Below are 26,519 nucleotides of genomic sequence, written 5' to 3' on the forward strand. Positions count from 1 at the left end.
GAAGCAACGGTGACTCTTCGGATCCGCACCCGCCCTTCGGGTCCGCACTGATTTCCTAGAGCCGCGCACGCTCTCGGGATCCATGCCAGTTCTCCGGAGCTGCAACGGTTTCGGGTCCGCACCGCCGTTGGGGCGCAAATCCCTGGAAGAGGTACGGCTCACCACGCGAGGTGGCGCGCATCGGTCAACGGGCGACCGGGGTGGCGGGATGGCTAGGGAGTGGGGAGATTTGGGAGGAGGGCTGCGAGGACGGACCTGGCTCGAGTGCAGGCGGTGGCGTGGTCGACCCCGCGCGATTGGTCTTCACCGACTTGAATCGCGACGGTCTCGTTGCGGCCGAGGTCTGCGGAGCGATGGATGTAGCGCACTTCGCATTCGAATCTGTGCGGCAACGAGGTGGACGAGGTGGGTTCGCCGATGGACTCGCCCGCACGCACCTCGTAGGCGCGGCGGGTGTCGACTTCGAACGGGATCAGGCTCGGGGCGACTATCGGAAGGTCCGGATCGAGCCCCTGCCCCAAGGTGACCTGCAGCGAGGTTTGATTGCCCGAGTGGCGGCACACGTGCACCCCGTTCTTCATCGACCGGTTGCGTTCATCACCGACCGCGCGGCGGATCACCGCTCGATCCACCAGTGTGCAGGGATCCACGTCGATCAACGACCCAGCAACGACCGACACCAGGGATGTGCTGTCGGCAAGCCGCGCCAGCACGCGCGGGACGAGCTCGGTGGCGATCTCGCAATCGCGGCCGTTGGGCAGCGTGCCCACTTCGATCTCGATCCCGTTGCCTTCGGTGGTCGCGACCTGGCGCACACAGCCACCACCCCGATCCGGCTCCAGCATGGTGAGCCCGAACGACGTTTCGCCGACGACTGTGGCGGGGGCGTCGAAGTAGGTCCAGCCCGCCCGCACCGAAACTGTCGGGGAATCGGTGTCGTACTTCGCGGTCAGCCGCTGGTGCCGCACACACTCACCCCATCGTTGCGGCTCGGGAGCAGGACCGGGACCGATCACGTCGAGGGCCCCCTGATCGAGCAGGGTGCAGGGATCGATCGAGCGCAGCGTTTCCGCATCGACCGCGAGCGTCCCCTCCGTCGACGAACCACCTTGCCGCACTACAAGAACAGCCCCCACAACAACCAGAACAACCGCCCCGAGCATCGCACCGACCACAACGGCGACCTTGCCACGCGAACGAGCTGCCCCACCCGGTACACCAGTCGACACCGTCCCCCCAGCGGCCGCACCGGAGCTCCCTCCACCGAGTCGAGAACCACCGGATTCTCGACCGCCCCGCACCGGCCCGCGCATGGCCTGCCCACCCAACCCGACCACACCGGATTCGCCCCGGCCCCGCCCGACCGCCACGCCCGAATCCTGTTCAGGCAGCGGCCCACCCGAGTGCCGCACCACATCAGCGCCGCCACTCGATGTCGACTCGAGCGACGGTGCACCCGCGCGCTCGACCACATCGGCGACACCACCGAGTGCCGACTCAGGCAACGGCCCACCTGGGCGCTGCACCACCTCGGGAACACCACCGAACGGCGACTCGGGCAGCGGCCCACTCGCGCGCTGCGGCACATCAGCGGCACCGGGGAGTGATGGTTCGGGGTGCAGGGTGGGGCCCGCGCTCGCGCATGCTCGGTGCCGGTCGGCCTGCCATCGACCGACCCTGGCGATGATGAGGCCGAGGGTGGTCGCCGCGACGGCGAACAGCAGCCAGCTGATCGCCTCGAACAGCGCGGCCGCGGCTGCGGGGCCGGGGTCAGGGGAGAGCACGGTGAGCAGTCGAATGACGATGGTTACGCCGAGCATGAGCTGACCGCCGAGCAGCGCGAGCCACCACAGCACGACCAGCGGCGTCGTGGCGTTCGCGGTCAGTCGCGCGGCACGCGGCGCGGTGCCGGGGTCGCTGGCGCGCACCACGTCGTCGACGAGCACCGGCGGGAACCACAGCGAGACGACCGGCACGAACCAGCCGCCGATCACCCATCCGCGTGCCAAACGATGTCTTGTCGCACAACCGAGTTCGGCGTTGCCGCGCGCTCGCCACAGCCACGCGATCACGGCGGACAACGTGAACACGGTGGCCAATGCGGCCACCGGTAGCGAGACCACGAACCAGGTGTCGAGCTCTTCGCTGCGACGCAGCAGCTCCGATCGGTCGACCACACCGGCGGCATACTCGTCGAGCAGCACATAGTTTCGCCAGTTCGCGACCCAGAACACCGCGCGCACAACCATATTCACGATCAGTGCGACAATCGCGACGGCACCTAGCGTGTCGAGCGACCGATAGTGCCGCATCCCCACCCCATACGCCACAGCCTCAAAATCCTCTCCGGCCTCGAGCATGCAGAACCTCGCAGGCTAGGGCCCCGCCCCCACCTGCGACAGCCCCCTATTCCTTGGGCCGGCACGCCAACGACAATCACCGCACCGCGGCAGACACGCCCGCTCAGTCACCGAAATAGAGCCGGTCCAGATCGATCAGCTGAATATCCCCGCTCGCGCTCGGCAATTCGAATCAGTTCCGAGGTGAAACTCCCTAGGTCGTCAGTCCTCGCTGAGGTCCTCGGTGTCGAAGGCGGTCTGGGCCAGTTCGGATTTGACTACGGCGAAGGCGGTGGACTGGTTGTAGCCGCGGCGGGCGAGCATGCCGACCAGGCGGCGGAGCGCCTTTTCGCGGTCAAGGGCGGCGGGGAGGGTGCGGAGTTTGCGGCGGACGAGGTCGCGGGCGCGAGACTCCTCGTCGTCGTCGGTGATGGCGTCCAGCGCGGGGGCGGCGTCGGCCGGGTCCACCCCTTTGCGCCGAAGTTCTTGGGCGAGTGCCTGTTTGCCCTTGCCGGAGAAGGTGTGCCGGGAGTGGACCCACTGCTCGGCGAAGGCCGCGTCGTCGATGAGGCCGACCTCGGTGAGGCGGTCCAGCGCGCGCTCGGTGACCTCGCCGGTGTAGCCCTTCGCCGCCAGACGCTGGGCGAGTTCGGCGCGGCTGCGGGCGCGGACGGCGAGCAGGCGAAGACACGCCTCTTTCGCCTGCTCGACCGTCCCGCCTGGCGGAGTCTGCTCCGTGGAGCGCGCACCCCGCTCGGATCCGGCCGCCACCGGATCCGCCCATCGGCTTTCGGTACGTTCGGAATCAGCCGAGTGGGAGTCTGTGAGCGAGAACGCCTTCCGGCGTCCACGACGGGACGAGCCCGCGCGGGACCCAGTCGAACGCGCCCGCTGCGGATCGGGCGCGCTCGACCGAGTTCCCATGGTGTCCTGTACGGCCGAACCACCTTCGGCCGACGGGACTCGTCCGGGTTCCTGTCCGCCGAGCCGAGATCCGACCGGATCGGTGGCGGCACCAGAGGCAGACAGGAGTTCTTGGAGCCGGCGCCGCATCTCCTGCACCGGTTCGGACCGCGACTCATCGGGCGCGGTCCGGCGCGGCTGGGGCGAGCGCCGGCTGTTCAGCGGATCAGAAATCGGCGGGCACCTCGGCGGGCGCGCTCACATCGGCGCCGATGCCGAGCTTCTCCTTGATCTTCTTCTCGATCTCATCCCGCACATCGGTGTTCTCCAGCAGGAACTTGCGGGCGTTCTCCTTGCCCTGGCCGAGCTGGTCGCCCTCGTAGGTGTACCAGGAGCCGGACTTGCGCACGAAGCCGTGCTCGACGCCCATGTCGATGAGCGAGCCCTCCTTGGAGATGCCCTGGCCGTAGAGGATGTCGAACTCGGCCTGCTTGAACGGCGGGCTGACCTTGTTCTTCACGACCTTGACCCGGGTGCGGTTGCCGACCGCGTCGGTGCCGTCCTTCAGCGTCTCGATGCGGCGCACGTCCAGGCGGACCGAGGCGTAGAACTTCAACGCCTTACCACCCGTGGTGGTCTCGGGCGAGCCGAACATCACGCCGATCTTCTCGCGCAGCTGGTTGATGAAGATCGCGGTGGTGTTGGAGTTGCTGAGCGCACCGGTCATCTTGCGCAGCGCCTGGCTCATCAGGCGGGCCTGCAGGCCGACGTGGCTGTCGCCCATCTCGCCCTCGATCTCGGCGCGCGGCACCAGCGCGGCCACCGAGTCGATGACGATGATGTCGATCGCGCCGGAGCGCACCAGCATGTCGGCGATCTCCAACGCCTGCTCACCGGTGTCCGGCTGCGAGACCAGCAACGCGTCGGTGTCGACACCCAGCTTCTTCGCGTATTCCGGGTCGAGCGCGTGCTCGGCGTCGATGAAGGCCGCGATGCCGCCCTGCGCCTGCGCGTTGGCCACCGCGTGCAGCGCCACCGTGGTCTTACCCGAGGATTCCGGACCGTAGACCTCGATGATGCGGCCGCGCGGCAAACCGCCGATGCCGAGCGCGACGTCCAGCGAGATGGAGCCGGTGGGGATCACCGCGAGCGGCTGACGCACCTCTTCGCCGAGGCGCATGACCGCACCCTTGCCGAAGCTCTTCTCGACCTGGGCCAGTGCGAGTTCGAGGGCTTTGTCGCGGTCGTACGCCTGTGGTGCCATGTCCTGATCCCCTTTTCGACGGGTAACTCTCTGCTGTGGTTGGCGCCAACATTAGAGGGCGGCACCGACAAGTTCTGGCGCCAAGATTAGACGAACAGATGTTCGAGTCAAGCGACGCGCCCGACAACACGCGAACGGAGTTCTGTTCCGCCGCTCCGGGCATTCGAGCCGGACGCACGCGTTACCGCCGCGACACAGGCGGCCGACGGTATGTGGCCGAGCCAGTCGGCCCGCACCCGGCTGGTTACCCATGCGCAACCGAAATCGGTGGGCGACCAGATCAAAGGCTGTAAGCAACCCGATCGCTGTCGAGCAGCGTCTGGGCCTGCTTCAGGACGCGCAGCGCTGGCGTGACCTCCAGGTCGGTGATACCTGCCAGCGCGCCGAGCCGCTCGGTGACGTAGCGGTAGAGGTGGGGCGTGTCACGGCACAGGATGGACGCGAACAGATTGGTCGGCCCGGTGGTCGCGGCCACGAAGGCGACCTCGGGATGCTCGGTGAACAGGTGAGCGAAGCGCGGCCCTTCCTCGTCGGCGCCGCGATGGGTCGCCGATTCCTCGACGACCTCGCCTGTTCCATCGCGCACGACCCGCGGGGGCGACCGCCGTCCCGGCGCGAGAAACGTTGCCCGCCTGAGGATTTCCCGGGTGTCCCCGTCCCGGCCGGGACGGGGACACACCGCGTCAGCGCTGCGGAAGCACCGAGGTGTCGCCGTCGGGGCGCGGACCGTGGATGCGGCGTTCGGTCTCGTCGATGGCGACATCGTTGATGCTGGCCTCGCGCCGCGACATCAGTCCGTCCGGCGCGAACTCCCACTGTTCGTTGCCGTAACTGCGCCACCACTGGCCGGATTCGTCGTGCCACTCGTATTGGAAGCGCACCGCGATGCGGTTGCCTTCGAACGCCCAGAGGTCCTTGCGCAGGGCGTAGCCGTTCTCCACCGACCACTTGCGGGTGAGGAATTCGACGATGGCGGCCCGGCCGGTGAAGAACTCGTCGCGGTTGCGCCATACCGAATCCGCGGTGTAGGCCGCGGCGACCCGCTCCGGATCGCGGGTGTTCCAAGCGTGCTCGGCGGCAAGCACCTTCGCCGTGGCGGACGCGAGATCGAAGGGAGGCAGCGGAGGTCGCATGAGCGTTTCCTTTCTCAGGGGTTGGCCGGGGACAGTTCGGGTGCGCTCCACCGCAGCGGGCCGACCGGATGATCGACCACCTCGGTGATGGTGAAATCGATCGAGCATTGCGCCCCGACCGCGAAAGTCTCCGGTTCCCAGACCAATTCGGCGGTGCCGGTGAGCTGGAGCGCGCCGCCGGTGGCCCAGTTCGGGACGAGCAGCCCGCAGCGCGGGTTGACCTCGATATTGCCGAGGGTCATGAACATCGAGTTGCCGCGATAGTCGGGCCAGCGCAGCCTGGTCGGGGAAAGCACCTCGAGGAAGCCGGGATTGCCGCCGCGATGCGAGGCGTCGGCGTTCCCGTCGGCGTCGGCGGTGGCGGTGAAGAACGCGTCGGCCGCCGCGATCGCCGCCTGCTGCCCCGCGTCGAGCTCGGTGCCGCGGCGCGGCGACTGCGCCACGTCCGGCTGATAGGACTCGACCTGCCTGCGGGAGATGTACTTCGGGCAGTTCGAGTAGACCTGGTCGGTCACCACGCGCAGGCCGGCGCCGTCGGGGGTGGCGGTGCCGTTCACCCGCATCCGCCTGCGCCGCTGCGGTTGCAGGGCGATCATGCCGATCCGCGCGGTGCCGCGCACCGTGTCCCGCAACGGATCTCCGGCGACCGGACGGGCGTCGACGGCGAGGGTGCCCGCGTCGACGGCATGGACGAAACCCGGCGGGCCGACCAGTTCACTGGCCCACAGCCTGCCCGCGGCGTCCGCGGCGGCGATCACCAGCATGGGCTGCTCGGCGAGGAACGCCGCGGCGACGGCCGGGATATCGGCGCGGATCATCCGGCCGACCCGCCCCGCGGTCTCGGCCTGACCCATCCGCTGTTGCACGGCCAGCTCACCGGAATGGAAGGGCGCCATCGCGCTTACTCCTGTCACGAGGGGTGTCGCGGCGAGCGCCAACGCCCGCCGCAACGTTCAACCGAGCTGCGACTCAGAAGAATCCACAGGTAGGGGCGGAACCGGTGGGCGCGGGCGCGCACTCGGCGCCCGCCGCCGCGTAGACCTCGAGCCGGATGCCGTCGGGATCGGTGAAGAAGATGCCACCCGAGCTCGCGCCCTCACTGTGTGCGACGACGCCGTCGTAGGCGAACGAGACCGATCGCGCACGCAGCGCCGCCTCGACCGCTCGCACCTGATCCATGGTGTCCACCTGGAACGAAAGGTGGTGCAGGCCGGGCGTTTCGGTCGCGAACTCGCCGGTGCTCTGCTCCCACAGGGTCAGCGTGATCTTGCCGTCGAGCCCGAGGTACGCCCACTTCCGATCGTCGTCGGTGCTCGCGGCGACCTGCTCGAAACCCAGTGCGCTGCGATAGAAGTCGACCGAACGTGCCAGATCGGCGACGTTGAGCCCGATGTGCCCGGTGACGAGCGGGGGCGCGGCGACTGCGGTCATGTTTTCCTCCTCTAACCGGTCAAACCGTCTTAATCAGTTTGACTGGTTAGAAGATAGCCATGGGCGGACGCCGGAGTCAACCGGTAAAATCAAATAAGACAGTTAGAACCGAGCTGATGCTCCAGCCCACCGCAGGAGATGGATACCCTCAGTCATGCACGATCCCCGCCCCCACCTCGGCGAACCGCTGGCACTCGACCTGCTGGACACGCGGTGGAACAAGCACGGACAGTTGCAGGACCTGCTCACCGACGTGACCGGACTGGCCATCTGGTTGTCCTCAGCCGGGCTGACCGATCGCGCGCAGGCCGACGAGGCCACCCTCGCCGCGACCCTGGCGGCCCGCGCGGCCATCTACGACGTCGTCCGCCACGCCGAGCACGACGCGCTCAACGAGGTACTCGAGCACGGCCACATCCGTCGCACGCTCACCGCCGACGGTCCAGCCGACATCGTCGACGTCCCAGATCCGGCGTGGCTGCCCGCCTGGCTGGCGGCCGAGAACCTGCTGCGCTTACTCGCCGACGCACCCGATCGCATCCGGCAGTGCGCCCACGCCGACTGCGTGCTGTTCTTCTTCGACACCTCGAAGAACGGCACCCGCCGCTGGCATTCGATGGCAACCTGCGGCAACCGCACCAAAGCGGCCAGGCACTACGCGAAAAAGACCTGAGCTCAGAACAATTCGTCGAGCAGGCGGTAGTACTCCAGGCGCACCGGATCCGGGTCGGCGAGGCCGTAGGCGGCGAAGAACGCCGTCACCTCGTCGGCGCCGAAGTCGTCGCGCAGATCCCGCACGGCCAATGCCAGATCGCGATAGCGGTCGGCGACGCCGAGCGCGGCGACGTCGAGCAGGATCGCGCCCTCCAGCACGTTGGGCGGCGTGAAATCGCCGTGCGCCACAACGAGATCCGACTCATCCGGGCGCTCGGCGAGCAATCGCTCCAGCACGTCCTCCGGCGTGGCGTCCTGGTTGTCGTCGTCGAAATCATCGGCGTCGACCAGACCTTCGACCACCTGCCTGCGGGCCTGGGCCAAGACAGCGTCGAGCCGTCCGTCGAACGGGCACTCGGCGATCGGGATGCTGTGCAGGGTACGCAGCAGCGCGCCCATGATGGCGCCGACCGAGTCGGCGCCGACGCCGGATTCGGCGCGGGCCGCCAGACTCGGCGCGCCCGCGTCGGCGAGCACCAGCACGTCCTCGGCGAAGACGGTGATCTCCGGCAGCCGGATCCCACGGTCGCGCAACCAGGTCAGCCGCTGCTGTTCGGCGACCGCCTTCGGCCCGCGCTTGACCCAGTAGGCGCCGTTGACCAACGAGACGCCGCCGCTCTTCCCCTCGTGATCGTCGGACCAGCTCGGCGTCTCGCCGAGCACCGCGGCGACCGAGGGCGGCAGCGAAATCGGCAGCGCGGACAGGGTTTCCAGCGCCACCCTGGTGGATTCGATCTCCTCCGGATCCCCCTCGGCGATCCGTAGCTCGAGCGCCTCACGCAGCAGCGCGTGCGCCTCGTCGAGCCGATTCTGTTCGGCCAGCGCCTTGCCGAGATGCTGCACGGCGAACGAGAGCACCTCGGGTGCGGCCGCCCTGGCGTGCGCGACGGCCCGCTCGTACAGCGTCTGCGCGGTGGCCGCGTCGCCCTGATAGCGGTAAACGTCACCGAGGTTGATCCACACGGTGATCCGGCGCTGCTCGGTGTCCACGAGTTCCAGCGCGCGATCCAGGTGGTCGAGGGCCTCGGCGTAGCGGCCGAGCAGCATCGCCTCGATCCCGGTCTGCCGGTAGCCCGCGAAATCGGTGGGCGCCGCCGCGGCCAGGCGCGCTACCAGCCGTTGCGGATCGACCGGGATCATCCGCTGCCGCTCGTCGAATCGGTACAGCGACTTGTCGTGGTCCACTACGCGACCCGACACCGTCACCACCGTCCCCGCGGTACATCGAACTCCGCGCAGAGCGCCCGCCACACGTCGCGCGGATCGATACCCGCTTCGATGGCGTCGGCACCGGTGCGCCCCAGTGCGGGGATCACGTGATCGGCCAGCAGGGCGTCGCCCCTGGCCGACCCGAACTCGGTATGCAACAGTTCCTGGAACTCCGTCAACCGCACTGTGCCCAAGATACCCGCGCGCACTCGCGCGCCCAACCAGCCCCGCGCTATCCGGCCCGCACCCCGTCGAGCACCCGATGGCACAGCTCGACCGGATCGGCCACCGCGCTCGCCGAGTCGGCGGCGGCCCGCGCGGCGACGGCGAAGCTCTCGGTGCCCAGGATCTCCTGGACGGCCGCGCGGACCGCGTCGGCCGTCAACGGCCGGACCAGCAGCGAACTGCCTTGACGAGCGGCGCGGTTGGCGAGCTCCCATTGGTCGCCACCGCCGGGCACGGTCACCAGCGGGACCGCGGCCGAGAGCGCCTTCGCGAGCAGTCCGTGCCCGCCGCCGCCCACCACCACCGCGGCGTGCCTGAGCAATTCGTCCTGCCTGCCCAAACCGGCGCTGGCCCAGGGCGGCAGCTCGGCGGGCGGGGTGTCGAGCATCGAAATGGCCACGCGGACACCGGTATCGGCGAGCGCCGTGAGCACGGTCTCGACCATGCCGGTCACGCCGGTGTGCGCGGTCGAGGGGGCGACCATCACCAGCGGTCCGTCCCCGGCGGGCGGCGCGAGCAGCTCCGTGGTGGGCTCCCAGAACAGCGGGCCGACGACGTGCGCGTTGTCCGGCCAATCCGGGCGCGGCACCTCGAGCGCGGGCAGGGTCGCGATCAACCGCGCGGCGGGCCCGGGATCGACCGCGGGCAGCCCGACGCTCGCCCGCGCCTGCTCGCGCTGACGCAGGCCGTTGCGGATGTCGCGGGCGGTCAAGGCGCGCAGCATGCCGTCGCGCATCCGGCCGCGCAGACCGGCACCGGGCTCGAGACCACTTCCGATGGGCGGCAGGGCTTTCGACGGCAGGTACAGCGGATGCGGGGACAACTCCACCCACGGCACGCCGAGCCGCTCGGCGGCCATCCCGCCGCCCGCGGTGAGCACATCGGAAACGACCAGCTCCGGCAGCATCGCGCTGAGGTCGGGCAGGATCTCGGTCGAGATATGCGCGGCACGCTCGTGGATGCGCCTGCCCGCGTCGGCGTCGTCGTCGACCGGGCGCGGGGCCAGGCCCTTCAAGCGACGCACGCCGATACCGGCTTCGCGGGCCTGCTCGAACCAGCGCGGACCCGTGAACAGCACCGGCTCGTCACCGGCGGCCAGGAAACGCAAGCACAACGCGATGGCGGGAAACGCATGCCCGGGATCGGGCCCCGCGACTACGGCAACTCGCATCGGCCCAGCCTGCCACACCGCATAACGACCCGGTCACACCCAACCCCCACTTGGTCACCAGCGCGACGGCAGAACTTCACGTGACCTCCGGCCGGACCGGAGATACGGTCTAGACCAATCGATATCGGAGGTGGGAACGATCGTGCGGATAGCCACGGTGGACGAACTGATGGTGCTGCTGGCGGCCGGCGCGGACGTCTGGGATATGCCCGATCGCGGCGGCGACCCGGTCGACATCCTCGACCACGATCGGCAGTGCGCGGAACTGCTGCGCCGCGACTGCCCCGACGACGAGGAACTCCAGGTGGCCGGGCTGGTGCACGACATCGGCCACCAACTCGTCCCGGGCGACGACGCGGGCCACGGCCGCCACGGCGCCGCGGCGGTCCGCGGGCTGCTCGGTACGCGCGTCGCGCGGCTCGTCGAGTTGCACGTGGTCGCGAAACGCTATCTCGCCGCGACGGATTCGGCGCACGCCGCGGGACTGTCGCCGTCGAGTCGCCGCACGCTGGTCGCCCAGGGCGGGCCGATGAACGCGGCGGAGATCGCTGCGTTCCGCGCCGACCCGGACTTCGCGGCCGCGCTGACGCTGCGCCGCGCCGACGACGCGGGCAAGGTCGTCGGGCTCCCGGTCGCCCCCTTGGCTACCTGGCGTCCGATCATCGCCCGGGTCGCCGCCCGGCACCGCTGACCCGCGCCCGGACGACTTCCGTTCCCCTGCAACAGTTTCGCTGACCGCCGCGGGCGCAGTCGGCGTTCGGAACAGGTAGGTCAGTCGCCCGCGCCGAAGTAGTACAGCTCGAAACCGACGGCGTGCGCGGCGGGGAAGCCGTCGATCGGGCCGGTCGCGCGCTCCACGATGGCGCGCACCTGCTCCCGCACCGGCTCGGTGCTCAGCGCGGCCAGGTAGCGGCGGTGCTCGGCCAGCGAGGCCTTCGCCTGCTCGAGATGAGCGGTGACATCGACGGCATGCGTGGCCGTCGGGCCTGCCACCGCGCCCCAGCGCGCCGACCACGGCGCCTCGGTGAGTTCGGGAAAGATCCACTCGTTGGCCGCGTCGGCGATGGCGTCCAGCGCGGCCCGGCCCACGGCCCGATGGTCGGCGCTGTTGGCGAAGCCGGGCGCCCAGGTGTCGCCGAAGTTGAACAGCACCACCAGGTCCGGTCGATGGCGGCGAATCGCGGCCGCCAGATCGCGGCGCAACTCCAGCGTTTGTTCGACCCGGCCGTCGGGGTAGCCGAGAAACTCGACCTGTTGCACGCCCACCGCCGCGGCGGCGGCGCGTTCCTCGGCCTCGCGCAGCGGACCAGACTCCGCGGGCGGCACTCCGGCGATCCCGGCCTCTCCGCTGGTGGCCAGGACGTAGCGAATGTCCTTGCCCTGTCCGGTCCAGCGGGCCACGGCCGCGGCCGCGCCGTATTCGATGTCGTCGGGATGGGCGACGATCACCAGCCCACGCTGCCAATCCTCGGGTACTTGCCGCACTGGCGTCCTTTCCGGAAATCGATCAGGCCAGCGTACGCAAGTGGGCCGTGTGCTCCCCCCATCCGGGGAGCACACGGCCCATTCGGTCGGTCGGCACGAGTTCGCGCACGCTGCCCGGTGGCATCCCGGCCACACCTGGCCGCACCGACCTCCGCCCGCAGCGTGGTTCCGCGCCGCCCGACGCGCGCTGGAAACCACTACGCGGCGGAAACTACAACTTGCTCACGGTGGAGTTGTCCGAGCCCGACACCGCCTTGTAGAGCAGGTACAGCCCGAACACGATGGCGCTGATCACCAGGATCGGGAACAGCCCCTTGATCAGCGCACCGATGATGGCAAGCGCGATCCAGACGACCGCGACGATACCGATGATTTTCCAAAGCATTGCCAGCCTCCGAGGTCTCCGTGAACCGCCCTCCGACGATCCGACACGTTCCATGCTGACACCTCGGCAACGATAAATCACCAGGTCAATACCGATATCCGGGGGAATATCAGGGTTCACCCTGAGCCCGGGTCACCCGCGGGTCGCGGGTGCGCAGCAACGGCGGCCGCGGCCAGCGCCACCGCCATGACCGCCGCGCCGCGGGTGCCGTTCAGCACCCGGGTGAGCGGTTGCAGTCCTTCGATGGTCGCCGACTCCGACGCGGTGAGCGGGCCTGCGTGCGCGAGGTTCGCGCGCACCGACGCGGCCAGGCGCGGCAGCGGCCGTCCGCCGCCGGGTTGTTCGGCCCGCACGCGGGTGGCCAGGCGCTATCGCTTCCAATACACAGCACGGGGTGGAGCTCGGGTCACCCGAGCTCCACCCCGTGCCGACTCGACGGCTATCGGTTGTGCCTGTGGCGGCGGTCCTTGTCGACTCCCTCGGCCTCGATCCGCTCCTTGCGGACCGTGCCGGACACGGTTTCGGCGTCCTCGACCTCGTCGACGGCCAGGCGCACCCGCTCGACCGGGACGGCTTCCTTGTTCACGGTCACGCGCTCCTCGTGCAGGGTCACCTCGCGCTCCTGCTCGCCGATGTCGGCCCGGCCCACCGCGGCCGGGTCGGTGATCGGCTCGCGCTCGATCCGGACCTCCTCGTGCGTGGTCGGCACGGTCACCGTCTGTTCCTCGGTCACCACGTACTTGCGCAGCCGCGCCGTGCCGACCTCCTCGGTCTCCTTGCCGACGGCGAGGCGCTCCTCCGAGCGCACCATTCCCGCGGCGTCGTCCGGGCGCGTGCCGCCACGCATCTGCTGCCTGCCGCCCATGTCCCAGCCGGCCCGGCGCGGGTCGATGTGGTAGTGCGCGAACAGTTCTCGTTCCGACTCGGCGCTGATCAGCCCGTCGTGATCGAGATGCGGGGCGCTCTTCACCTCCGCCTTCTCCACCCGGACCTGCAACGTCTCCGGGTCGTGCCGCAGCTCCGCGCCGGCCAGCGGGACCAGCGAATCGTCGCTGAACATGCCGGTGGAGACGGCCACCCAGGTCGGCGAGCCGGAGGTGTTGTCGACGTAGACCCGCTTGACCTTGCCGATCTTGTCACCGCCCTGATCGAGGACGGCACTTCCGATGAGTTCTTCCAGCATTCCGGTCATGGTTTCGATTCCTCCGCGTGCATTCGGTGCGGACGGGGCCGACAGAACACGACCCGGCTGCCGCATTCGATGAAAGGTGTTCAGGCACCTATGTCGTGCTCGGACTGGTCGAGATCATCGGCGATGCGCCTGGTACGCCGGGTGCGGCGGACCGGATCTGCGACCTTGCCCCAGGCCAGATATCGACGGATATCGAGCCGCTGCGTGTCCTGGTCGATCGCGGACTTTCGGTAGGCAATATCAAGCATTTTCTGCTCCTGCCCTTGTAGTGAGGATTCCCGATCCCGTTGCCGAGAACAGGCCGATCAGCTACACGATGGCAACTACCCGGCGCCGGATACCCCAAACACCGCGGCGCGGAATCGGCGATCGACCGGCGCGAACAGCGATGCTGTGGCGGACTCGACCGTGGCCTGGTTCAGTGTACGGTTGTACACTCTGATCTCGCGGTAGCGCTCCGTGGACCGGAAGTCGAAGGGATGGTCGCGCGCCTGATGGAAAACGAACTCGCACAAGAACTCGCCGCCGCGGCCCGCAGGCACGGCGGCGCCATCGCAGGCATCGTGGGCGGGGCCGCCCGCAAGGCATCATGGGAAGTGCTCGATCTGGTGGCCGAGGGCCGCGAGCTGGTCGGGGCGGCACTTCGCGCCCGCGCCGAGGAGTTGCGCCGCCGCGATCGGCTGCGCTGAGCAGGCGAAACCGGCTGGTTCGAAACCGATAAAAAGACGATGCCATCCGGTACAAAATCTCGAATACCCTTGGCAGCCAGACAGCTTGATGATTCAATCCGACGCATGGGGATTCGTCGGCTGCTCGCCATGGCGGGCGTGGCCGTCACGGACCTGCCGGGGGCGTATGCCACGCCGGGGCAGATCCGCCGCATCGGCTGTGTCGAAGACCATCAGGCCGTCGCCGTCGGGCTGGCGGCCATCCTGTCCGAACAACCCGACCTGACCGTCGTCGCCATGGCCCCCACGGTCCCCGAACTCCTCGCACAGACAACGCAATTGGATCTGGCCATCCTCGATCTGCGGCTCTCGGACGGCTCCAGCCCGCGGGCGAACGTCGAGCTGCTGCGCGAGCACGGGATCGACTGCCTGGTCTATACCACCGGCGACTGGCGCGATCTGATCCGTGCGGCCGCCCAGGCCGGTGTGCTCGGGGTCGCGCTGAAGAGCGATCCGGCCGAGAAGACCACGGCCATGGTGCGCGCCGCCGCGTCCGGTAGGCACGTGGCCACGTCGGTGTGGGCCTCGGCGATCGACAGCGACCCGGCGCTCACCAACATCGACCTGCCGCCGCGCCAGCGGCAGGTACTCGAGCTCTACGCCAACGGCGAGACCGCGGCCTCGGTGGCGCGCAAGCTGGAACTGTCCGAACACACGGTCAACGACTATCTCGCGCGCATCCGGCGCCGCTACGCCGAGGCGGGACGGCCGGTACGCACCCGGGTCGACCTCTATCGCGAGGCCACCCGGGACGGATTCATCGGCAGGGAACCACGGGAGCGATGATCGGCGCGCAGCGGCCCGCCGACTCCGAGGCGCAGCGCGGCGCCGAGGCGAAACTGGTGCGTGGCGCGAGCCTGTTCGTCGGCTTCGGCGGGGTGTTCTACGCCGCGCTCACCGTGACGACCGCCCTGGCACAGACCCCGCTGGCCGCGCCGTGGTGGACCCCGGTCGCCCTGCTCGCGGTCTACCTGCCGACCGTGGTGATCGCCGTCGCGGCCGCGCGCTGGCGAATGGCACTCGTGCGCCGGGCCGTGCTGGTCTTCGCGGTGGGCTACGCGCTGGCCGCACTGAGCTGGCCGCTGGTGCGCACCGGCGCGACCGTCACGCCCGAGCAATACCTGTGGCTCGGCTGGATCCCCGGCCTGCCCGCCGTCGCGATGTGCCTGTTCTGGCGGTTCGCGCCGTTCGGCTATCTGGCGGGCGCTGCGGTCCTCGCCCAGTTCGATGTCATGCTCGCCCGCGGGCCCGCGGTGCACAACCCGCTGCTGCCGGAAATGCTGTTCGCCTTCGCCTATTCGGCGTTTCCCTGCGCCGCCTGCGTGGTGCTGGTCCGGATCGGCCGCATCCTCGACCAGACCAGCAGCTCGGCGCTGGCCGCGGCCACCGCGATGGCCGCCGCGCAGGCGCGCCGCTTCGAACGGCGGCGCTTCGACGCGCTCACCCACGACGGCGTGATCGCCACCCTGCTCGAGGCCTCACGCACGCCGAACTCGCCGATCCTGACCCACTACGCGCAATCCACCCTGCGCAATCTGGCCAGGCTGCGTTCCGGTCTGCCCGCCCAGGACGATCTCGACGTCGACCTCGTCGTCGCCGGTATCCGGGCGGCCGCAGCCGAGGTGGACGACCGGATCCCGCTGCGCGTCGCGCCGCACGACGGCGCCGAACTCACCGTGCCGCCCGAGGTGGCGACCGCGCTGGCCGCGGCCACCGGTGAGGCACTGCGCAATTGGAAGAAGCACGCCTGCTCCCCGGCGCGCGAGGCCGCGTGCGAGGTGACGGTGACCGCGACGCCCGCCGACATCCGGGTCGACGTGGTGGACGACGGCGTCGGCTTCGACCCGAGCGCGGTGCCGCCGGACCGGCTCGGCCTGCGCGCGAGCATCGTCGACCGGATCGCGCAGCTGCCCGGCGGCTGGTCGGCGATCGAATCCGCGCCGGGCCGGGGCAGCCGGGTGAGCGTCGGGTGGGCGGCATGAGCCCGCGCCTGCCACGCTGGTCCGGCGCCTCGTCGAACCGACGCGCCGACGACCCCGCGGACGTGCGCGACATCCTCGGCATGCGCACGGCCGCCGCCTATCTGCTGTGCGGCCTGTTCGCGATCTCGATCTACTCGATGGCCTTCGCGGCCGACGACGGGATCGACCACCTGTGGATCACCGGCGTGGCGGCCACGATCATCCTGGGCGCCGGCGTCGGCATGCTGCTCGCGCCCGGTGACCCGCTGCCCCGCCCCGTGGCGATCGCGCTGGCCGCCGCCGCACCGGTGGGCACCACGCTCGCGCTCTGGCAACTGCCGGTGCCCATGGTCAACTCGACCCAGATCTGGTTCCTCGGCGCCGCTTCGGCCTATCTCAACTTCCTGTGCGTGCGCGGCGCGACGAGCTGGGCCTGGGTCGCGATGGCCTGCCAGATCGCCACCTGCGTCGTCTGGACGACCAGCACCGGGCAGGGCGCGCTGCTCGGCGCCGGGTTCTCCTTCATCAACATCACCCCGCTGCTCATGGCGACGTTCTTCGCCATCGTCGTGCGACCCATCGCCCATTCGATCCTGAGCCTGCGCAGGCAGGAGACCGAGCGGGCCACGGCGGAGGCGGCCGCGCTGGCCGCGCAGAGCGAGCGCGACGCGCGCATCGCACGGCTGGACGGCGCCGCCCGCCCGCTGCTGGAGATCATCGCGCGCGGGCGACCGCTCACTCCCGAACAACAGCAGGAATGCCGGTTGGTCGAGGCGCAGCTGCGCGACGAGATCGTGGGCGGGGCGATGGTGAATCCGGCGGTGACCGCCGCGGCCCGCAGCGCGCGCGAACGCGGTGTGCGAGTTGTGCTCGATGATGGCGGGGGCCTCGACGAGGCCGACGACACGGTCCGCGACACGGTGCGAACGGTGCTGCGCGACGCGCTCGACTACGCCGAGGGCGGCGAGATGATCGCACGCGTTTTACCACCCGGGCGCGCGAATGTGGTCTCGATTCTGTTGCGGGACAAGGACGAATTGCGCATCGATGTGAGCGCGGCCGGTGTCGTGCGCTCCGACCTGGACGTACCCCATCTGGTTAGCGGAAGCAATCAAGACCCCTGAACTGAGGGCTGATTTGTGGGGAATTTCCTGATTGTTTGCCCCGGCCTAGAGTCGGAAGAAGATATCCGGCGCAGGATTCCGACTCGCTCACCACAGCGGATACCAGCCGGAATCATTGCATAAAGGAAGCATCAATGATAGCCGCAACTTCGCATACCCTCCCCCTGTCCGTCGTCCGGCCGCATCCCCTTTATCCGGCCGATCCTGCCATGCCCGCGCACCACTGGCCCGACGCCGCGCTCTCCGCCAGGGAGCGAGAGGTGCTCGTCACGTGGGTCCTCTGTGACTCCAAAACCGATGTGGCACACCGGCTGTACCTCTCTCTCGGCACGGTCAACACCCACATCACCCGAATCCGCGCGAAATACGCCGCCGTCGGCCGCACCGCCAACACCAAGGCCGCCCTGGTAGTCCGCGCGCTCCAAGACGGCCTGATCGACCTGGACGAGCTCTAGCCAACCCGGCCGGGAGCAGGCGGGGCTGCCCCGGACCAGGCCGCCGCACAGCGACGAGGGCTGCGCGGCAATGCGCGACAACGCTCATACAGCGACAGAACCACCAAGCCACGACGACCGAAGACGTTCGCCGACCCAGGTCGGGTGCCGAGCAACGCCGCTCGCCATTCGCGGCAGCCGCGCAAAGCCCGCGCGTCCGCTCACCCGCGCAACTCGCCGGTCGATGCGATCGAAAACCGCGCGGATCCGCGAGTCGGACAGGTCGAACTTCCACCGAACGCGGCCGAGCACGGGCCGTCGGATGATGCCCGGCAGGGATCGAAGATCAACGGGCCGAGGGAGATTCCGGGGTGGTCATGGGGGATTTCTGGTCGGCTATCTCGGTGAGGGCTTGGGCCCAGCCATCGAGGCGGTCGGCAGCGTGCCGGAGGTCGGCGACGATGGTGTCGAAATTGTGCCGGAGAACCGCGCTCTCGGGGACCGCGAGGATGCGGCCCGCGGCCGCGACGACCTGCTCGTACTCGGCGACGCCGGAGTCGAGGCGGGCCAGCGCGAAGTGGAGGTTGTCGGTGAGGCCCGCGGCGGCGGGGGAATTCGAGCGGCCCATCGCGCCGAGCGCCTGCTCCATGGCGGTCACGTCGGCGGCGAGCGCGTGCAGGGCGGCGGACCCGGAGCCTGCCGTTTCGAGCATGTCGGCGAGTTCGTCGTCGGGCAGACGGTTGCCGTGCGCGATCTGCGCGGCGAGGCCGTGCAGCGCGCGTTCGGCACGCACCAGCCGGGCGATCGGGCCACGCGCGCGCGACCACGGCGGTGGTTGCTTGCGCGGAATGAACGCCGCCCGCGGCAAGGGCACGCCACGCAGCCGCAGGTATCGGCGAGCGCTGAGCGCGGTGCCGGTGACCAGCGCGACCGCGCCGCCACCGAGCACCACGACGATCCAGGCGGGCGCGGAGATGACGGCCAGCCCCACGGCACCGGCGGTGGTGAGCCCGCCGGCGGTACCGAGTTGGAAGCTGCGGCGGCGCGCACGGCGTCTGCGGCGCAGTTCGCGTTCGCGCGGGTCGGCCCAGCGCCGGACCGCGACCAGTGCGTGCTCCCCGACCTCGCGCAGGCTGTCGGGCAGGCTGCCCGGCTGCGGCGCCAGCGCGGCCTGGGCCCGCACGATCACGGCGTCGCGCCTACGGCCCGGTCGCACTTTCCCGGACTGACTCATGCCTGTTCTCCCACTGCTGACGAGGATCGGACCGGCACAGCCCCGGCCTGGCCGACGGCCGGCCGACCGGGATTCCGTGTGCCCCACAGTGAACCAGCTGCCACCGACACAATCCTCGCCCCGCGCCCGAACCGCTACTGCTGTGCGGCCTGACCCTTGTTCATCTGCGGCTGCGCCGGATTCGCTTGCGCGGGCGCGGGATTGACGGCGGGCTGGGCCGCGCCGCCGGCCGGCAGCTGGTCGCCGCGCATCGAGGCGCGGATCTGCTCCAGCTTGCTGTGCCCGGCCATCTGGATGCTGGCCTGCTGCACCTCGAGCATGCGTCCCTGCACCGTGTTCTGCGCGAGCTCGGCGGAGCCGAGCGCGTTGGCGTAGCGCCGCTCGATCTTCTCGCGCACCGCGTCCAGGCTGGGCGTGGTGCCCGGCGCGGACAGGGTCGAGTCCATCTGCTGCAGCGAGGCCGAAACCTGCTCCTGCATCTTGGCCTGCTCCAGCTGGCTCAGCAGCTTGGTGCGCTCGGCGACCTTCTGCTGCAGCAGCATCGCGTTCTGCTCGACGGCCTTCTTGGCCTGCGTGGCGGCCTGCAGCGACTGGTCGTGCAGCACCTTGAGGTCCTCGACCGACTGCTCGGCGGTGACCAGCTGCGCGGCGAACGCCTCGGCCGCGTTGGTGTACTGGATGGCCTTCTCGGTGTCGCCCGCGGCGGCCGCCTGGTCGGCGAGCATGACCGCCTGGCGCGCGTTGGCATTGAGCTTCTCGACCTCGTCGAGCTGCCGGTTGAGTTTCATCTCCAGCTGACGCTGGTTGCCGATGACCGACGCGGCCTGCTGCGAGAGGGCCTGATGCTGACGCTGGGCTTCCTCGATAGCCTGCTGAATCTGGACCTTCGGATCCGCGTGCTCCTCGATCTTCGAATCGAAGAGGGCCATCAGGTATTTCCAGGCCTTGACGAACGGATTAGCCATCGATTGATCCCGCCTCCATCTGACGTGCCGCGCTCGGCGCGACTCCAGTGCGCGACCGTCACGCACTCGATATGTGCCTATCCTCCACCATGCGACAAGCGGGCCGGGTATACCCAGCCCAACCCGACGCCCTATGAAGAATCTATCCGCTTTCGGCGTCGGTCCGCAGCGTTGCCACGGCCGCCGCTCGGCTCGGTTGTCACATGCCCTTCACCAGGACCAGCATGTCGGCCTTCGGTGCGGGGATGACGATTCTGGTGTCGACCGCCAGCGGCAGCGGGCGACCCGCGGCCCCGGCCACCGACAGCGACGCGCTCGCCGGCGCCAGCGCGGGCGCCGCGGCGGGCGTGTCCTGCGTGGACGCCGCCGGCACGGCCTGCGCGCCGTCGACGGCGACCTGCTCGGCCTCGGCCGGCACGGCGGTGTCCGCGGGCACGGCGGCATCGGCCGGGGTCCGGGTCGGCAGGCCGTCGGCACCCGCCATGATCGTGCTCACATCCCAGAGCACCCGCGACAACGGCACGTCGAGGGCCGCGCAGATGGCGGCGAGTAACTCACTGGATGCTTCTTTGCGGCCTCGTTCGACCTCGGACAGGTAGCCCAGGCTCACCCGCGCGGAGGTGGAGACCTCGCGCAGCGTCCGGTTCTGGGCGAGACGAGCACGCCGCAGACTGTCCCCGATGGCCTCTCGCAGCAGCGTCATCTCGTTCTCCTTCGCTCCCTGTCAGGGGACCTGCGCGGTACCCACGAGTGCCACGCACGCCGTTCTTTCTCGCACAACGTCGGACCGGCCCCGGATGGTTCCCGCCCGGCGCAAATCACTCACCTTGCCCATCTTGCCCGCCGAGACCGCGGTCCGGGCGTTGTACGCAGCGCAACAGTTCGCGTAATGCGACGCGCGTCGCATCAATCCTGATCGTCCACCGCTGCCCGCGCAGTTTCAACCGCATCACCTCGGTGTGCCCCGGCCCGGCCAGCCCGAGGAACACCGTGCCGACCGCGTGCCCGTCCTGTGTGTCGGGTCCGGCGACACCGGTCAGCGCGACGCCCCAGTCCGCGCCGCAGCGGGTGCGCGCGCCGACGGCCAGCTGCTCGGCGGTGCTCGCGGCGACCGGCCCCTCCGTCCGAAGTACTTCGTCGCTGACGCCGCCGAGGCTGTGTTTGAGATCTGTGGCGTACACCACCAGGCCGCCGCGCAGCACCGCGCTGGCCCCGGGTACGCCCGCGATGGTCGCCGCCACCAGACCGGCGGTCAGCGATTCGGCGGTGGCCACGGTCTGCCCCGCAGCGGTCAAGGTGCGCACGAGGTCGGCGGCCGGTGCGTCGCCGATCAGCGGATCGGTCACGGGGGCGTTCATGCGCCGCGCGATCGACCGGGCCCGCCGGCGAACCACACCCGTGCCGCCTGCCCGACGTAGTCGAGCCCGGTGAGCACGGTCAGCGCGACCGCCACATACATCAGCGCCATCCCGACACCGGCCAGCCAGCCGGTGAACGGCAGCAGCAGGAACGCGATCGCGATCGACTGCACGAGGGTCTTCAGCTTGCCGCCGCGGCCCGCCGGAATCACCCCGCGGCGCACCACGATCAACCGCAGCACGGTCACCCCGACCTCGCGGCCGCAGATGACCAGGGTGATCCACCAGGCCAGATCGCCGAGCACCGATAACCCGATGACCGCGGAGCCGATCAGCGCCTTGTCCGCGATCGGGTCGGCGAGTTTGCCGAAATCGGTGACCAGCCCGTATTTGCGCGCCAGTTGCCCGTCGAAGCGATCGGTGATCGCGGCGATGCCGAACAGCGCGGCCGCGGTGATCCGCCACCCGCTCTGGTGCCCGCCGTCGACGAACAACGCGACCACGAACAGCGGGACCAGCGCGATCCGCAGCATGGTCAGGATGTTCGCGATGTTCATCAGCGGGACCACGGGCTCGGGCTGCGCGGGCACGAAGCCGGAGCGGATCTGGCTCGGCGCCGCCCAGCGCCGGTCGATTTCCTCCGGTTGCGCGCTCACGGCCGCACCCCGCCGACCGCCGCGCGACGCGGCGCATGCCGAACCCACTGCCCGCCGCGACGCGGTGGACGGGACGACTGGATGTGTGGCACACGATCAGCCTATCGGTAACCGACCCGACTACTGTGCACCCCATGAACTCTCGGGGACCACTAGGTGGTTCGACCAGCGACGCACATCCGGGCGCGCCCCTCGGCGCGCAGTGCTCTCCCGTCCCGTCGGCAGCGCCCACCGCCGCTTCCGTGAGCACCGCCCTGGTTGTCCGACGCGCGCGAACCTCCGACGTGCCCGAGATCAAACGCCTCGTCGATGTCTACGCGGGCCGGATACTCCTGGAGAAGAATCTGGTCACGCTGTACGAGGCGGTGCAGGAGTTCTGGGTCGCCGAGCTGGACGGCCGGGTCGTCGGCTGCGGCGCGCTGCACGTGCTGTGGGCCGACCTGGGCGAGGTGCGCACGGTCGCCGTGCATCCCGACGTGAAGGGCAGCGGCGTCGGCAGGCTCGTGGTCGAACAGCTCATCGCGGTGGCCCGCGAACTCGAGCTGCGGCGGGTGTTCGTGCTGACCTTCGAGGTGGACTTCTTCGCGCGGCACGGGTTCGTCGAGATCGACGGGACGCCGGTGACGGCCGAGGTGTACGCCGAGATGTGCCGCTCCTACGACACCGGTGTCGCCGAATTCCTCGACCTGAGCTACGTGAAGCCCAACACCCTCGGCAATACTCGAATGCTGCTCACGCTCTGATTCTCGACTTTTAGGAAGCGACCGTGCCGATCTTCGCTGTGCACTACACCTACTCCGAGGCCACGGTCCCGGGCCGGGACACCCATCGTCCCGAGCACCGGGCCTGGCTCGCCGATCAACTCGCGGCGGGCGCGCTGCTCAGCAGCGGACCGTACCCGGACGGATCGGGTGCGCTGCTGCTGTTCCAGGCCGCCGACGCGGACGCGCTGTCGGTGCTGCTCGGTGCGGATCCGTTCGCGCGCGAGCGGTTGATCGACGACGTGCGCGTGGTCGAGTGGCTGCCGATACTCGGCGCCTTCGCCGCCTGAGCCGCGGTCCCGGCCCGTCCGGTACGGGCCGGGACCTCCGGCGGGAGACGCACATTCGGCCGTGATCAGCTAACTTGCGGCGACACACCGGGCGTGGTACAAGCGCACGGCGACCCACACACGGCAGACTCGCGCCATGCGCACATACGTAGCGGTTTTCGCGTCGACGGCCGCCACCGCCGGACTGTTGTACGCGTACCTGGGTCCGCCGGACAAAACGGACCCAGCAACCTCCTCGTCGGCCCGTCCGCTGACCCGTCCCGGTGTCGCCGACCCGGTGGTGTACCGGGGCGCGGACGGCTACTACTTCCAGACCGAGGACCGGCTGATCACCTGCGGCATCCTCGACCAGGCGGTCGGCAGGTCCCGCCACATCGCCGGTTGCCAGGGCGCGACCGAACCCGCGCCGCCGCAGGTGCAGTACTGCTGGAGCACCGACCCGGCCGCCGCGGCCCTGGCCGTGGGCAAGGAAGCCGGGTACCTCTGCGTGAACCAGGGGTTCTACACCGGCCCGCGGACCGCGCCGGAGGATTCCGGCGCCGGGCCGGTGCTGCCCGCCGGGACCAGCCTCACCGCGCACGGCTTCACCTGTAAGTCCGCGGCCGACAGCGTCACCTGCCGCAACGACGAGGACGGGCACGGCTTCGAGATCGCGCCGGACTACAACCGGGTGTTCTGAGCGTCGGTGTGCCGCGCGGTGCCGCGGGTGCGCAGCAGGCTGGCGACCGTCGCGAGGACCAGGATGCCGAGGATGACGCCCAGCGAGACCGGCGTCGAGATCTCCGGCACACTGACGTGTTCGCCGCCGTTGACGAACGGCAGCGTGTTCTCGTGCAACGCGTGCAGCACCAGTTTCACGCCGATGAAGGCGAGAATCGCCGCGAGGCCGTAGGACAGGTAGACCAGCCGATCGAGCAGTCCGCCGATCAAGAAGTACAACTGCCGTAAACCCATGAGCGCGAACGCGTTCGCGGTGAACACCAGATACGGCTCGCTGGTCAGGCCGTAGATCGCCGGGATCGAGTCCAGGGCGAACAGCAGGTCGGCGAAGCCGATCGCCAGCAGCGCGAGCAGCAGCGGGGTCACCGCGCGACGGCCGTCGACGCGGGTGATCAGCTTGTCGCCGTCGTAGCTGTCGGTGGTCGGCAGTATCCGCTTGGCCAGCGCGACGATCCGGCTGTCGCGCTTCTCCTCGTGCTCCACCTCGTGGCCGCTCTCGCGGATCAGCTTGACCGCGGTGTAGATCAGGAACAGGCCGAACAGGTAGAACACCCAACTGAACGCGCTGATCGCGGCCGCGCCGACGGCGATGAACGCACCGCGCATCACCAGCGCGACGACAATGCCGATCAGCAACGCCTTCTGCTGATAGATCCTGGGCACCGCGAAGGTGGACATGATGATCAGGAAGACGAACAGGTTGTCCACCGAGAGCGCCTTCTCGGTGACGAAGCCCGCGTAGTACTCCCCCGCGAAGGTGGCGCCCCACTGCCAGGCGACGAAGCCGCCGAAGGCGAGCGCGAGCCCGATGTAGACGGCGGACCAGAACGCCGATTCCCGGAAGGTCGGTTCGTGCGGAGTGCGCACGTGGGCGAAGAAGTCGAAGACGAAAAGGGCGAGGATCACCACGACGGTGATCACCCACTCGACTGCGGTTACCTGCATGCGGTGTGCCGATCGGCAGCGAGACTCATGGCATCCATATTGCCCGATTTGTCCGTTCTATTCGGCTAGCCGGTTGGTTGCCGACCATAATTTCACATGCGCGCACCGGTACGTCCGTGCCACAGTTACGCCCGTGACCGACGACTATCTCGTGCTGAACAAGGCGAACTGGGACGAACGCGCGCCCGCACACGCCGCCTCCCGCGACTACGCGATGGCCCGCTTCGGCACCGAGCCCGACTTCCTCAGCGACGTGGTGCGCTTCGATCTGCCGCTGCTCGGCGACATCGCGGGCTGTCGCGGCGTACACCTGCAATGCCACATCGGCACCGACACCATCTCGCTGGCCCGGCTCGGCGCGAAGATGACCGGACTGGACTTCTCCCCCGCCTCGCTTGCCGAAGCCCGCGCGCTCAGCGAAATGACCGGCGCCGGAGTGGATTTCGTCGAATCGAATGTCTACGACGCGGTAACCGCCTTGGGCGCGGCGCAATTCGACCTGGTGTACACCGGAATCGGTGCGCTGTGCTGGTTGCCGAGCATCGGACGCTGGGCCGAGACCGTCGCGGGACTGCTGCGGCCCGGCGGCAGGCTGTTCCTGCGCGAGGGCCATCCGGTGCTGTGGTCGCTGGACGAAAACCACACGGACCGACTGGTTGTCGGCTATCCGTACTTCGAGACAGCGGAGCCGATGGTGTTCGCCGACGGCGGCACCTACGTCGCGACCGAGACCGAGTTCGAACACGTCACCACGCACGAATGGAACCACGGCCTCGGCGACATCGTCACCGCCCTGCTGAGCGCGGGCCTGTCGATCACCGGGCTGGTGGAGCACCGCAGCGTGCCATGGGAGGCGCTGCCGGGCTCGATGACCCTTGGTGACGGCGGCGAGTGGCGGCTCGCCGAGCATCCGGAGCGGGTGCCGCTGAGCTACACGCTGCAGGCACGCAAGAACTGATCGGGCACAGCCGATTCGGTCCGATGACCAGGCGCGATCGCGCGACGAACGACGGCGCGTCCCGCCGAGACCCGTGGCGGCACAGGACACAATGCCGTCATGAGAATCCGAAGAGCTCCTATCGCAGTGGTGCCGTGCACTATCGCGCTGGCGCTGCTGGCCGGGTGTGGCAACGACGACAAGAATTCGGAGGTGACGCCGAGCACCTCCACCGCACCGACCGCGACGGCCGGTTCCGTGCCGCCCAGTTCGGCCCCGACCTCCTCCGCCGCGCCGAGCACCGAAGGCGCGCCGACCGCCACCCGGCCGCCCGCGCCGGGCCAGGTCGACCCGGCGCAGTATCGCCAGCAGGCGGGGTACTACTTCCAGACGCCGAGCGGCGCGTTCCGCTGCGCGATCCTGGATCAGCCGATCTCCGACAACGCCCGCGCCGGCTGTCAGGGGCCGACGCGACCGGCCCCCGCGCAATACCAAGAGTGCTGGGCGAACAACGACTACGCGAGCGCGCTGGCGGTCGGCACGAAGGCCGAGCCGCTGTGCCTGAATCAGGGGGTGTTCGTCGGCGAGCCGATCGATGGCGGCACCCAGGGCGGTGGCCGGATTCTGCCCTATGGTGCAATGCTTACCGTCGGCTCGTTCACGTGCGACTCCACCGAAGCCGGAGTGACCTGCACGAACGACGCCGCCGGCACCGGGTTCCAGATTTCGCGCGAGTCCAACCGGACCTTCTGACCGCGAAAACCGGTCCCCAACCGCAAATCCGGATGTTAGCGTCAATACACGACACAGTGACCCGATCGGAAGGCCGACGACCATGACCAGGATGCCGCAGCGACGCCTGTCGCTAAGTGGCGCCTGGCTGCCGAGCGCCCTCGTCGCGCTATCGGCCGTCGCCGTCGCCACCAGGCCGACGCGCGTGCGGAGTCGCCCCTGA

The 26,519-nt window shown here is 69.5% G+C and carries 32 protein-coding genes and 1 pseudogene; 12 read left to right on the top strand and 21 right to left on the bottom strand.

Features of this window, described 5'->3' with window-relative positions; translation table 11 throughout:
• Positions 1 to 212 precede the first annotated feature (212 nt).
• The 7 genes from F5X71_RS24550 to F5X71_RS24580 form a co-directional block, all read right to left on the bottom strand.
• Positions 213 to 2,330: a DUF4328 domain-containing protein gene (locus F5X71_RS24550; RefSeq protein ID WP_167464150.1), complete on the bottom strand. Its 2,118-nt coding sequence runs from the start codon at positions 2,328 to 2,330 to the stop codon at positions 213 to 215.
• Positions 2,331 to 2,561: 231 nt separating this feature from the next.
• Positions 2,562 to 3,110, bottom strand: coding sequence for a recombination regulator RecX (recX, locus tag F5X71_RS24555; RefSeq protein WP_167464151.1), 549 nt, complete (start codon positions 3,108 to 3,110; stop codon positions 2,562 to 2,564).
• 358 nt (positions 3,111 to 3,468) lie between these two features.
• Complete coding sequence (gene recA / locus F5X71_RS24560; RefSeq protein WP_167464152.1) at positions 3,469 to 4,506, bottom strand: recombinase RecA; 1,038 nt, start codon at positions 4,504 to 4,506, stop codon at positions 3,469 to 3,471.
• A 280-nt stretch (positions 4,507 to 4,786) separates the two neighbouring features.
• Positions 4,787 to 5,092 carry an Lrp/AsnC family transcriptional regulator gene (locus F5X71_RS24565; RefSeq protein ID WP_238815446.1) on the bottom strand — a complete coding sequence of 102 codons (306 nt, stop codon included), beginning with the start codon at positions 5,090 to 5,092 and terminating at the stop codon, positions 4,787 to 4,789.
• 97 nt (positions 5,093 to 5,189) lie between these two features.
• The gene (locus F5X71_RS24570) at positions 5,190 to 5,639 is read right to left on the bottom strand and encodes a nuclear transport factor 2 family protein (protein WP_167464153.1); all 450 of its coding nucleotides are present in this window, start codon (positions 5,637 to 5,639) and stop codon (positions 5,190 to 5,192) included.
• A 14-nt stretch (positions 5,640 to 5,653) separates the two neighbouring features.
• A complete protein-coding gene (locus F5X71_RS24575; RefSeq protein WP_167464154.1) occupies positions 5,654 to 6,535 on the bottom strand; it encodes a pyridoxamine 5'-phosphate oxidase family protein in 882 nt (293 codons plus the stop codon).
• A 73-nt stretch (positions 6,536 to 6,608) separates the two neighbouring features.
• Positions 6,609 to 7,070 (bottom strand): VOC family protein, encoded by a 462-nt coding sequence (locus F5X71_RS24580; protein WP_167464155.1) that lies wholly within the window; start codon positions 7,068 to 7,070, stop codon positions 6,609 to 6,611.
• Between the two features lie 154 nt (positions 7,071 to 7,224).
• On the opposite strand from F5X71_RS24580, the gene F5X71_RS24585 reads away from it, so the two are divergent.
• Positions 7,225 to 7,743 carry a CGNR zinc finger domain-containing protein gene (locus F5X71_RS24585; protein WP_167464156.1) on the top strand — a complete coding sequence of 173 codons (519 nt, stop codon included), beginning with the start codon at positions 7,225 to 7,227 and terminating at the stop codon, positions 7,741 to 7,743.
• Positions 7,744 to 7,745: 2 nt separating this feature from the next.
• Here the strand turns inward: F5X71_RS24585 and F5X71_RS24590 are convergent, their stop codons facing one another.
• Genes F5X71_RS24590 through F5X71_RS24600 form a run of 3 tightly spaced genes read right to left on the bottom strand, consistent with a single transcriptional unit; the run spans position 7,746 to position 10,389 of the window.
• A complete protein-coding gene (locus F5X71_RS24590) occupies positions 7,746 to 8,984 on the bottom strand; it encodes an aminoglycoside 3'-phosphotransferase (protein WP_238815447.1) in 1,239 nt (412 codons plus the stop codon).
• A 2-nt stretch (positions 8,985 to 8,986) separates the two neighbouring features.
• Positions 8,987 to 9,178: a DUF3046 domain-containing protein gene (locus tag F5X71_RS24595; RefSeq protein WP_167464158.1), complete on the bottom strand. Its 192-nt coding sequence runs from the start codon at positions 9,176 to 9,178 to the stop codon at positions 8,987 to 8,989.
• 47 nt (positions 9,179 to 9,225) lie between these two features.
• A complete protein-coding gene (locus F5X71_RS24600) occupies positions 9,226 to 10,389 on the bottom strand; it encodes a glycosyltransferase (protein WP_167464159.1) in 1,164 nt (387 codons plus the stop codon).
• Between the two features lie 142 nt (positions 10,390 to 10,531).
• On the opposite strand from F5X71_RS24600, the gene F5X71_RS24605 reads away from it, so the two are divergent.
• On the top strand, positions 10,532 to 11,080 hold the full coding sequence (locus F5X71_RS24605; RefSeq protein WP_167464160.1) for an HD domain-containing protein: 549 nt from the start codon (positions 10,532 to 10,534) through the stop codon (positions 11,078 to 11,080).
• 80 nt (positions 11,081 to 11,160) lie between these two features.
• Here the strand turns inward: F5X71_RS24605 and F5X71_RS24610 are convergent, their stop codons facing one another.
• The 5 genes from F5X71_RS24610 to F5X71_RS24630 all read right to left on the bottom strand — a co-directional run bounded on the left by F5X71_RS24610 (position 11,161) and on the right by F5X71_RS24630 (position 13,699).
• Positions 11,161 to 11,874 carry a PIG-L deacetylase family protein gene (locus F5X71_RS24610; protein ID WP_167464161.1) on the bottom strand — a complete coding sequence of 238 codons (714 nt, stop codon included), beginning with the start codon at positions 11,872 to 11,874 and terminating at the stop codon, positions 11,161 to 11,163.
• A 211-nt stretch (positions 11,875 to 12,085) separates the two neighbouring features.
• Entirely contained in the window at positions 12,086 to 12,259 is a 174-nt protein-coding gene (locus tag F5X71_RS24615; RefSeq protein WP_167464162.1) for a hypothetical protein, read from the bottom strand.
• Positions 12,260 to 12,375: 116 nt separating this feature from the next.
• Positions 12,376 to 12,612, bottom strand: coding sequence for a hypothetical protein (locus F5X71_RS36675; RefSeq protein ID WP_203218208.1), 237 nt, complete (start codon positions 12,610 to 12,612; stop codon positions 12,376 to 12,378).
• A gap of 86 nt (positions 12,613 to 12,698) precedes the next feature.
• Positions 12,699 to 13,451, bottom strand: a complete 753-nt coding sequence (locus F5X71_RS24625; RefSeq protein ID WP_167464163.1) for a PRC and DUF2382 domain-containing protein — start codon at positions 13,449 to 13,451, stop codon at positions 12,699 to 12,701.
• 80 nt (positions 13,452 to 13,531) lie between these two features.
• Complete coding sequence (locus F5X71_RS24630) at positions 13,532 to 13,699, bottom strand: hypothetical protein (protein WP_167464164.1); 168 nt, start codon at positions 13,697 to 13,699, stop codon at positions 13,532 to 13,534.
• A 246-nt stretch (positions 13,700 to 13,945) separates the two neighbouring features.
• Here F5X71_RS24630 and F5X71_RS24635 point away from each other — a divergent pair, with 246 nt between their 5' ends.
• From F5X71_RS24635 to F5X71_RS24655, 5 genes are all read left to right on the top strand, one after another.
• The gene (locus tag F5X71_RS24635) at positions 13,946 to 14,140 is read left to right on the top strand and encodes a hypothetical protein (RefSeq protein ID WP_167464165.1); all 195 of its coding nucleotides are present in this window, start codon (positions 13,946 to 13,948) and stop codon (positions 14,138 to 14,140) included.
• 105 nt (positions 14,141 to 14,245) lie between these two features.
• Positions 14,246 to 14,965 (top strand): response regulator transcription factor, encoded by a 720-nt coding sequence (locus F5X71_RS24640; protein WP_342803738.1) that lies wholly within the window; start codon positions 14,246 to 14,248, stop codon positions 14,963 to 14,965.
• Entirely contained in the window at positions 14,962 to 16,161 is a 1,200-nt protein-coding gene (locus F5X71_RS24645) for a sensor histidine kinase (protein ID WP_167464166.1), read from the top strand. The genes F5X71_RS24640 and F5X71_RS24645 overlap by 4 nt, the downstream gene beginning before the upstream one ends.
• The gene (locus F5X71_RS24650; protein WP_238815448.1) at positions 16,158 to 17,264 is read left to right on the top strand and encodes a hypothetical protein; all 1,107 of its coding nucleotides are present in this window, start codon (positions 16,158 to 16,160) and stop codon (positions 17,262 to 17,264) included. Before F5X71_RS24645 ends, F5X71_RS24650 begins: the two co-directional genes overlap by 4 nt.
• Before the next feature lie 134 nt (positions 17,265 to 17,398).
• On the top strand, positions 17,399 to 17,719 hold the full coding sequence (locus F5X71_RS24655) for a response regulator transcription factor (protein WP_428981393.1): 321 nt from the start codon (positions 17,399 to 17,401) through the stop codon (positions 17,717 to 17,719).
• A gap of 325 nt (positions 17,720 to 18,044) precedes the next feature.
• Here the strand turns inward: F5X71_RS24655 and pspM are convergent, their stop codons facing one another.
• The 5 genes and pseudogenes from pspM to pgsA form a co-directional block, all read right to left on the bottom strand.
• Positions 18,045 to 18,932, bottom strand: coding sequence for a phage shock envelope stress response protein PspM (gene pspM / locus F5X71_RS24660; RefSeq protein ID WP_167464168.1), 888 nt, complete (start codon positions 18,930 to 18,932; stop codon positions 18,045 to 18,047).
• A gap of 134 nt (positions 18,933 to 19,066) precedes the next feature.
• Positions 19,067 to 19,897 (bottom strand): PspA/IM30 family protein, encoded by an 831-nt coding sequence (locus tag F5X71_RS24665; protein ID WP_167464169.1) that lies wholly within the window; start codon positions 19,895 to 19,897, stop codon positions 19,067 to 19,069.
• Between the two features lie 493 nt (positions 19,898 to 20,390).
• A pseudogene (locus tag F5X71_RS37780) lies at positions 20,391 to 20,600 on the bottom strand (helix-turn-helix domain-containing protein); the annotation flags it as partial.
• Positions 20,601 to 20,715: 115 nt separating this feature from the next.
• Positions 20,716 to 21,243 (bottom strand): CinA family protein, encoded by a 528-nt coding sequence (locus tag F5X71_RS24675; RefSeq protein WP_167466703.1) that lies wholly within the window; start codon positions 21,241 to 21,243, stop codon positions 20,716 to 20,718.
• An 8-nt stretch (positions 21,244 to 21,251) separates the two neighbouring features.
• On the bottom strand, positions 21,252 to 21,911 hold the full coding sequence (pgsA, locus tag F5X71_RS24680; protein ID WP_167464171.1) for a CDP-diacylglycerol--glycerol-3-phosphate 3-phosphatidyltransferase: 660 nt from the start codon (positions 21,909 to 21,911) through the stop codon (positions 21,252 to 21,254).
• Between the two features lie 134 nt (positions 21,912 to 22,045).
• Between pgsA and F5X71_RS24685 the strand changes: the two genes are divergently transcribed.
• The 3 genes from F5X71_RS24685 (at position 22,046) to F5X71_RS24695 (ending at position 23,641) form a co-directional block, all read left to right on the top strand.
• Positions 22,046 to 22,654, top strand: a complete 609-nt coding sequence (locus F5X71_RS24685) for an amino-acid N-acetyltransferase (RefSeq protein ID WP_238815449.1) — start codon at positions 22,046 to 22,048, stop codon at positions 22,652 to 22,654.
• Between the two features lie 23 nt (positions 22,655 to 22,677).
• A complete protein-coding gene (locus F5X71_RS24690) occupies positions 22,678 to 22,962 on the top strand; it encodes a YciI family protein (RefSeq protein WP_167464172.1) in 285 nt (94 codons plus the stop codon).
• 136 nt (positions 22,963 to 23,098) lie between these two features.
• The gene (locus F5X71_RS24695) at positions 23,099 to 23,641 is read left to right on the top strand and encodes a hypothetical protein (protein WP_167464173.1); all 543 of its coding nucleotides are present in this window, start codon (positions 23,099 to 23,101) and stop codon (positions 23,639 to 23,641) included.
• On the opposite strand, the gene F5X71_RS24700 is transcribed toward F5X71_RS24695, so the two are convergent.
• The gene (locus F5X71_RS24700) at positions 23,623 to 24,627 is read right to left on the bottom strand and encodes a TerC family protein (protein WP_167464174.1); all 1,005 of its coding nucleotides are present in this window, start codon (positions 24,625 to 24,627) and stop codon (positions 23,623 to 23,625) included. The two genes, F5X71_RS24695 and F5X71_RS24700, sit on opposite strands and share 19 nt — an antisense overlap.
• Before the next feature lie 133 nt (positions 24,628 to 24,760).
• Here F5X71_RS24700 and F5X71_RS24705 point away from each other — a divergent pair, with 133 nt between their 5' ends.
• Both F5X71_RS24705 and F5X71_RS24710 read left to right on the top strand, forming a co-directional pair.
• A complete protein-coding gene (locus tag F5X71_RS24705) occupies positions 24,761 to 25,585 on the top strand; it encodes a class I SAM-dependent methyltransferase (RefSeq protein ID WP_167464175.1) in 825 nt (274 codons plus the stop codon).
• 129 nt (positions 25,586 to 25,714) lie between these two features.
• A complete protein-coding gene (locus tag F5X71_RS24710) occupies positions 25,715 to 26,317 on the top strand; it encodes a hypothetical protein (protein WP_167464176.1) in 603 nt (200 codons plus the stop codon).
• Positions 26,318 to 26,519 lie beyond the last annotated feature (202 nt).

It is taken from the genome of Nocardia brasiliensis, assembly GCF_011801125.1.
In the GTDB taxonomy this organism is placed as follows: Bacteria; Actinomycetota; Actinomycetes; order Mycobacteriales; family Mycobacteriaceae; genus Nocardia; species Nocardia brasiliensis_C.

Coding starts and splice junctions, on each gene's coding strand:
- F5X71_RS24695 (WP_167464173.1), top strand. CDS start 23,099: ATGCGCACATACGTAGCGGTTTTCGCGTCGACGGCCGCCACCGCCGGA.
- F5X71_RS24635 (WP_167464165.1), top strand. CDS start 13,946: ATGGAAAACGAACTCGCACAAGAACTCGCCGCCGCGGCCCGCAGGCAC.
- F5X71_RS24665 (WP_167464169.1), bottom strand. CDS start 19,897: ATGGCTAATCCGTTCGTCAAGGCCTGGAAATACCTGATGGCCCTCTTC.
- F5X71_RS24655 (WP_428981393.1), top strand. CDS start 17,399: ATGATAGCCGCAACTTCGCATACCCTCCCCCTGTCCGTCGTCCGGCCG.
- F5X71_RS24585 (WP_167464156.1), top strand. CDS start 7,225: ATGCACGATCCCCGCCCCCACCTCGGCGAACCGCTGGCACTCGACCTG.
- F5X71_RS24700 (WP_167464174.1), bottom strand. CDS start 24,627: ATGCAGGTAACCGCAGTCGAGTGGGTGATCACCGTCGTGGTGATCCTC.
- F5X71_RS24600 (WP_167464159.1), bottom strand. CDS start 10,389: ATGCGAGTTGCCGTAGTCGCGGGGCCCGATCCCGGGCATGCGTTTCCC.
- F5X71_RS24575 (WP_167464154.1), bottom strand. CDS start 6,535: ATGGCGCCCTTCCATTCCGGTGAGCTGGCCGTGCAACAGCGGATGGGT.
- F5X71_RS24645 (WP_167464166.1), top strand. CDS start 14,962: ATGATCGGCGCGCAGCGGCCCGCCGACTCCGAGGCGCAGCGCGGCGCC.
- F5X71_RS24650 (WP_238815448.1), top strand. CDS start 16,158: ATGAGCCCGCGCCTGCCACGCTGGTCCGGCGCCTCGTCGAACCGACGC.
- recA (WP_167464152.1), bottom strand. CDS start 4,506: ATGGCACCACAGGCGTACGACCGCGACAAAGCCCTCGAACTCGCACTG.
- pspM (WP_167464168.1), bottom strand. CDS start 18,932: ATGAGTCAGTCCGGGAAAGTGCGACCGGGCCGTAGGCGCGACGCCGTG.
- F5X71_RS24630 (WP_167464164.1), bottom strand. CDS start 13,699: ATGCTTGATATTGCCTACCGAAAGTCCGCGATCGACCAGGACACGCAG.
- F5X71_RS24570 (WP_167464153.1), bottom strand. CDS start 5,639: ATGCGACCTCCGCTGCCTCCCTTCGATCTCGCGTCCGCCACGGCGAAG.
- F5X71_RS24580 (WP_167464155.1), bottom strand. CDS start 7,070: ATGACCGCAGTCGCCGCGCCCCCGCTCGTCACCGGGCACATCGGGCTC.
- F5X71_RS24615 (WP_167464162.1), bottom strand. CDS start 12,259: ATGCTTTGGAAAATCATCGGTATCGTCGCGGTCGTCTGGATCGCGCTT.
- F5X71_RS24685 (WP_238815449.1), top strand. CDS start 22,046: ATGAACTCTCGGGGACCACTAGGTGGTTCGACCAGCGACGCACATCCG.
- F5X71_RS24640 (WP_342803738.1), top strand. CDS start 14,246: ATGGGGATTCGTCGGCTGCTCGCCATGGCGGGCGTGGCCGTCACGGAC.
- F5X71_RS24625 (WP_167464163.1), bottom strand. CDS start 13,451: ATGACCGGAATGCTGGAAGAACTCATCGGAAGTGCCGTCCTCGATCAG.